The 6665-nt window shown below is 73.7% G+C and carries 3 protein-coding genes and 2 pseudogenes; 3 read left to right on the forward strand and 2 right to left on the reverse strand.

The annotated features are described in order from the left end of the window. Positions 1-3255: pseudogene (locus tag JNW89_RS23140) on the forward strand (S8 family serine peptidase); the annotation flags it as partial. A gap of 82 nt (positions 3256-3337) precedes the next feature. Here the strand turns inward: JNW89_RS23140 and dapD are convergent. Further along, positions 3338-4297, reverse strand: a complete 960-nt coding sequence (gene dapD, locus JNW89_RS23145; protein WP_154942132.1) for a 2,3,4,5-tetrahydropyridine-2,6-dicarboxylate N-succinyltransferase — start codon at positions 4295-4297, stop codon at positions 3338-3340. Between the two features lie 80 nt (positions 4298-4377). Here dapD and dapE point away from each other — a divergent pair, with 80 nt between their 5' ends. Further along, positions 4378-5451, forward strand: coding sequence for a succinyl-diaminopimelate desuccinylase (dapE, locus tag JNW89_RS23150; protein WP_238450481.1), 1074 nt, complete (start codon positions 4378-4380; stop codon positions 5449-5451). 147 nt (positions 5452-5598) lie between these two features. Here dapE and JNW89_RS23155 read toward each other — a convergent pair whose 3' ends face one another. Then, complete coding sequence (locus tag JNW89_RS23155) at positions 5599-5757, reverse strand: hypothetical protein (RefSeq protein ID WP_172894209.1); 159 nt, start codon at positions 5755-5757, stop codon at positions 5599-5601. 156 nt (positions 5758-5913) lie between these two features. Between JNW89_RS23155 and JNW89_RS23160 the strand changes: the two are divergent. Beyond that, positions 5914-6665, forward strand: a pseudogene (locus tag JNW89_RS23160) (TIGR00730 family Rossman fold protein); the annotation flags it as partial.

Here is a 6665-nt window from a genome sequence, read left to right on the forward strand (position 1 = left end):
ACCCTGGTCACCGGGGACCGGGTCACCGTCACCAGCTCCGGCGACGCCGCCGTCCGGCCCGCCGCCGGCCGGGCGACGTGCGATTCCTGGTACGCCGGGAGCGCGGGCACCTGACCGTGGTGCCCCAGGACGCGCTGGCGCTGATCCGCGCCGGCCGGGTCGACCGTCGACTCTTCGACGTCACCGAGCTGATCTCCGCCGGCTACGACGACACCCGCCGCGACGACCTGCCGCTGCTGGTGTCGTACGCCTCGGGGGGAGGCCCGACGCGGGGTGGCCGCGCTGCCGCGCCGGGTGACCCGGGACCTGCCGGCGATCCGCGGCGCCGCCCTCACCGCCGGCAAGTCCACCGCCGGCCAGGTGTGGGCGGCGGTCACCACCGGCTCCACCGGCACCCGGCTCGGCGCGGCGGGGGGCGTCGAGCGGATCTGGCTCGACGGCCGCCCCGGCACCCGGCTCGGCGCGGCGGGGGGCGGTCGCGAGCGGATCTGGCTCGACGGCCGCCGCCGGGTCACCCTGGACCACAGCGTCCCGCAGATCGGGGCGCCCACCGCCTGGTCGGCCGGCTTCACCGGCAAGGGCGTCAGCGTCGCGGTGCTGGACACCGGCGTCGACACGACCCACCCCGACCTGGCCGGCAAGGTGGCCGAGTCGCGCAACTTCACCGAGGTCACCGACGACCGGGACACGGTCGGCCACGGCACCCACGTCGCCTCCACCATCGCGGGCAGCGGCGCCGCCTCCGGCGGCCGGTACAAGGGCGTCGCGCCGGACGCCACGCTGCTCAACGGCAAGGTCTGCGAGGACATCGGGTGCACCGACTCGGCCATCCTGGCCGGGATGCAGTGGGCCGCCGTCGACAAGCGGGCCACCGTGGTCAACATGAGCCTCAGCGGCTGGGACTTCCCCGAGGTCGACCCGCTGGAGGAGGCGGTGCAGACGCTGACCGCGCAGACCGGCACCCTCTTCGTCACCGCTGCCGGCAACGCCGGGTCGGACGCCTCCGTCGGCTCCCCGGCCAGCGCCGACGCGGCGCTCGCCGTCGGCGCGGTGGACCGCGACGACCAGCTCGCCGAGTTCTCCAGCCGCGGCCCCCGGGTGGGCGACGACGCGGTGAAGCCCGACATCACCGCGCCCGGCGTCGACATCGTCGCCGCCCGGTCCGCCACCGGCAGCATCGGCGACCCGGTGGGGGAGAAGTACGTCGCGCTCTCCGGCACCTCGATGGCCACCCCGCACGTGGCCGGCTCGGTGGCGCTGCTGGCCCAGCAGCACCCGGACTGGAAGGCGGGCCAGTTCAAGGCGACCCTGATGGCCGCCGCGAAGCCGCACCCGGCGCAGACCGCGTACGAGCAGGGAGCCGGCCGGGTCGACCTGACCCGCGCGATCGGCCAGCAGGTGAGCAGTGACCCGGTGAGCGTCTCCTTCGGCCGCGCGCTCTGGCCGCACGGCGACGACGCGCCGATCACCCGCACGGTGGCCTGGCGCAACGCCGGCCCGACCGCCGTCACGCTCGACCTGAGCACCGAGATCACCGGTCCGGGCGGCCAGCCGGCGCCGGCCGGGATGTTCCGCCTCGGCGCGACCCGGGTGACCGTGCCCGCGGGCGGCCGGGCGGAGACCACCGTCACCGCCGACACCCGGCTCGGTGCCGCCGACGGCTACTGGACCGGCCGGGTCGTCGCCCGCTCGGGCACCACCGTCGCGGTGACCCCGGTGGCGGTCAACCGGGAGGTGGAGAGCTACACCCTGACGGTGACCCACCTGGACCGGTCCGGCAGGACGACGGCGGACTACTACACCAGCCTGGCCAGCCTGGACCGCTTCGACATCCGGGACGCCTACGACCCCGACGGGGTGGCCCAGGTGCGGCTGCCCAAGGGGCGCTACGGCCTGAGCACGCTCATCTTCGAGCCCGCCCCCGAGGGCGAAGCCGGCGGGCTCACCATGCTTGCCCAGCCCGAGCTGACCGTCGACCGGGACCTCTCGGTCACCGTGGACGCCCGGCGGGGCAAGCCGGTCCTGACCACGATCCCGAAGCGGGACGCGACGCCGCTGCTGATCGACGTCAGCGCGGTCTTCTTCACCCACGACGGCGGCAGCTACGGCTTCGGGGTGTGGGCCGACAGCTTCGCCGGCCTGACCACCGCCCAGCTCGGCAGCCCGGTCTCCGCGGACCGGTTCGTCTCGACGGTCAGCAGCCAGTGGGCCGACCGGGACGCCGCCAGCAGCCCCTACCTGTACGCGCTGAGCGAGGCGGTCCCCGGCCGGATGCCGACCGGCTTCGTCCGGCACTACCGGGCCGGTGACCTGGCCACCGTGGTGCACCGGTTCCGGGGCGGCTACCCGGGGATGGTCGCCGAGCGGATCGTGATCCCGGAGCTGGAGTACAACACCGGGGCCTCGGCGATCGTCCTGCCGACCGAGGTGCCCGGCGAGCGGGTGGAGCACTACAACACCAGGGGCGTGCGCTGGGAGTCCGAGATCGACTTCGGGGTGGTCGACGAGGAGGGCTGGCTGGACCCGAAGGCGGCGCTGTTCTCCGTCCCGACCGCGTACCGGGCGGGGCGGACGGTCCAGGAGACCTGGAACCAGGCCCCGTACGGGCCGTCGTTCCCGGCCCCGCGCTGGCCGGAGGAGAGCGTCAGCCGTACCGGCGACCTCATTCTGGTCGGCCTGCCGGTGCACAGCGACGCCGCCGGGCACCCCGGCGGGTCGGTCACCGACACCGCCCGGACCGCCCTGTGGCGCAACGGAAAACTGGTCGGCGAGAGCGAGTACGCCGGCTACGGCGAGTTCACCGTGCCGCCCGCGGCGGCCGACTACAAGTTGACGGTGTCGGCCACCCGGAGCTTCACCGACCTGAGCACCGAGGTGGAGTCGACGTGGACCTTCCGGTCCGGTCACGTCGCCGGTGACACCCCGGCCCGGCTGCCGCTGATGGCGGTGCGCTTCGCCCCGCCGCTGCGGGTCGACAACAGCGCGCCGGCCGGCCGTCTCTTCGCCGTGCCGGTGCAGGTGCAGCGGCAGCCCGGCGCGCCGGCCGCCGGGGTGGAGAAGCTGACCGTCGACGCCTCGTACGACGGCGGGAAGACCTGGCGCAAGGCCGCCGTGCTGCGGGTGCCCGGGAAGGGCTGGGTCGCGCTGCTGCGGCACCCGGCCGGCCCCGGTCACGTGTCCCTGCGGGCCATCGCCCGGGACACCGCCGGCAACACGGTGACCGAGCGGATCGTCCAGGCGTACCGGCTGCGGTAGCAACGCCGGGCCCGCGGTCTCACCGCCGTGGGCCCGGACGCCGGTCGGGGTCGGGGCGGTCGCCCCGGCCCCGACCGGTCCGTCAGTCGTTGGCGTGCAGGGCGGCGTTCAGCTCGATGCCCTTGCCGGTGCGCTGCTTCGCCTCCAGCGCGCCGGTGACCGAGTTGCGCCAGAAGAGCAGCCCGTCCACGCCGGAGAGCTCACGGGCCTTGACCACCCGCCCGTCGGGCAGGGTGATCTTCGACGCGGCGGTGATGTAGCAGCCCGCCTCGACCACGCAGTCGTCGCCGAGCGAGATGCCGACGCCGGCGTTCGCGCCGATCAGGCTCCGCTCGCCGATGCTGACCTTCTCGGTGCCGCCGCCGGAGAGGGTGCCCATGATCGACGCCCCGCCGCCGATGTCGGAACCGTCACCGACCAGCACGCCCTGCACGATCCGCCCCTCGACCATCGAGGTGCCCAGCGTGCCGGCGTTGAAGTTGACGAAGCCCTCGTGCATCACGGTGGTGCCGGCGGCCAGGTGCGCGCCGAGCCGGACCCGGTCCGCGTCGGCGATCCGGACTCCGGAGGGGACCACGTAGTCGGTCATCCGGGGGAACTTGTCCACTCCGTACACCGCCAGGTACCGGCCGGCGGCCCGCTCGATGACGCGCAGCTCGTCGACCCGCTCCGGCGGGCACGGCCCGGCTGACGTCCAGGCCACGTTCGCCAGCTTGCCGAAGATGCCGTCCAGGTTGACCTCGTTGGGCCGCACCAGGCGGTGGGAGAGCAGGTGCAACCGGAGGTACGCGTCGGCGGCGTCCTTGATCGGGTCGTCCAGCGAGCCGATCACGGTGGTGACCTCGACGGTACGCAGACCCGGCAGCGCCCGCTCGCCGATCGCGCCCGGCGGCAGGTCGAGCACGTCGCCCTGGTCCTCGCCGGGGACCAGCGGCAGCTCGCCGAGTCCGAGCTTGCCGGTCGGGTACCAGGTGTCGAGCACCTGGTCGTCAGCGGTGACGGTGGCCAGGCCGATGCCCCAGGCGGGTACTGCGGACGTCACTGTTACACCTCTCGTTCGCGGCTGCGGGGCAGGCGGGCTCCCTCCCCGCGCGCACCGAATTTGACGGTACCGTGCCCAGCATGGAGAACCCGCTGACCCCCGAGGTCTTGGCTGATCCGGTGGCCCTGACCCGTGCCTTGGTCGACATAGAGTCCGTCTCCCTCAACGAGAAGGCCATCGCCGACTGCGTCGAGGAGGTGCTGCGGGGCGTGCCGCACCTGGCCACGTTCCGACACAACAACACGGTGATGGCCCGTACCGACCTGGGCCGGGCGTCCCGGGTGGTGCTCGCCGGCCACCTGGACACGGTGCCGCTGAACGACAACTTCCCGTCGACCATGCGCGGCGATCTGATGTACGGCTGCGGCACCTCGGACATGAAGTCCGGCGTGGCGTTCGCGCTGCACCTGGCGGTGACCCTGCCCGACCCGCGCTACGACGTGACGTACTTCTTCTACGAGGCCGAGGAGATCGAGTCGAGGTACAACGGGCTCACCCTGGTCTCGCAGGCGCACCCGGAGTGGCTGGAGGCCGACTTCGCGGTGCTGCTGGAGCCGACGTACGGGATCGTCGAGGCCGGCTGCCAGGGCACCATGCGGGCGGTCGTCACCACCCACGGCGAGCGCGCCCACGCCGCCCGGTCCTGGCACGGGGTGAACGCCATCCACGGCGCGGGCGAGGTGCTGCGCCGGCTGGGGGGGTACGAGGCCCGACGGGTCACCATCGACGGCTGCGACTACCGCGAGGGACTGAACGCGGTGCGGATCGCCGGCGGGGTGGCCGGCAACGTCGTCCCGGACCGCTGCGAGATCGAGATCAACTACCGGTACGCCCCGGACCGTGACCCGGCGGCCGCCGAGGCGCACCTGCGGGAGGTCTTCGCCGGCTTCGACCTGACGGTGACCGACGCGGCGGCGGGCGCGGCCCCCGGTCTCGAGTCGCCCGCGGCGCAGGAGTTCCTCGCCGCCGTCGGCGCCGCGCCGATCGGCAAGCTGGGCTGGACGGACGTGGCCCGGTTCGCGGCGATGGGCATCCCGGCGCTGAACTTCGGCCCCGGCGACCCCAACCTGGCCCACCACAAGGACGAGCACGTCGAGATCACCAAGATCCGCGACGGCGCGGCGACCCTGCACCGCTGGCTCGCCTCCGCCTGACCCCCCGGTCCGGCTCGCCCGCGCCCCCGGTCCGCTCGGCTCGGCTCGGTGATCAAGAGGTCTGCGTCAGGAGAGGCCCTTTCGGGTGACGCAAACCTCTTGATCGCCACCGAGCGCCGGCGGGGCCGGCGGGGTGCGGGTGGGTGGTCAGGCGGTGGTCAGGGCAGGGGAGTCGGTGGTCTCGGGGTCGGCGGTCGGTGCCGCCGGGGACTCCAGCTGTCGGGCACGGCGGCGCTCGGCCACCACGTCACGGATGCGCCGCTGCATCTGCCGGCGGATCCGGATCCGCTCGTTGTTGTTGATCACGCTTGCTCCTCCCCCGAAGGCGCGTGGCCGGGGCATACCCGGTATGTGAATAGTAAGACGTGCGAGCGACAGAATTAGTTGCCCAAGATCGCGAACTATTTCTCCGGCTCGCCGGGCGCCACACCCGGCCGGTGCCGCTCCACTACGGTTGCTCCCATGAGCCAGAGCAACGGGCGGCAGCCGGGCCGCGATCCGGAGCGGCACCGGGGCGCGGTCACGCTGCGCCGCGGCGCGATCCCGACCAGCACCGCCGACCAGCGGCTGCTCGACTCCCGGGGCCGGGGCGACTGGAAGACCAAGGACGCCTGGCGCGCGCTGCGGATCCTCGCCGAGTTCGTGGAGGGCTTCGACACCCTGGCCGACCTGCCGCCCGCCGTCAGCGTCTTCGGCTCCGCCCGCAGCAACCCGGACAGCCCCGAGTGCGGCTGGCCGAGGAGCTGGGCGCCGCCCTGGCGGGGCCGGCTACGCCGTGATCACCGGCGGCGGGCCGGGGGTGATGGAGGCGGCCAACCGGGGGGCCAGCGACGCCGGCGGGCTCTCCGTCGGGCTCGGCATCGAACTCCCCTTCGAGCAGGGGCTCAACGACTGGGTCGACCTGGCCATCGACTTCCGGTACTTCTTCGCCCGCAAGACCATGTTCGTCAAGTACGCCCAGGCGTTCGTGGTGCTGCCCGGCGGCTTCGGCACCATGGACGAGCTCTTCGAGGCGCTCACCCTGGTGCAGACCGGCAAGGTCACCCGGTTCCCGGTGGTGCTGATGGGCACCGCGTACTGGCGGGGGCTGCTCGACTGGCTGCGGGACACCATGGCCGCCGAGGGCAAGATCGGGCCGGTCGACCTGGACCTGATCTGCCTCACCGACGACGTGGACGCCGCCGTCCGGCACATCGTCGAGGCCGAGGCCGCCC

Source organism: Micromonospora sp. 4G55 (assembly GCF_016803375.1).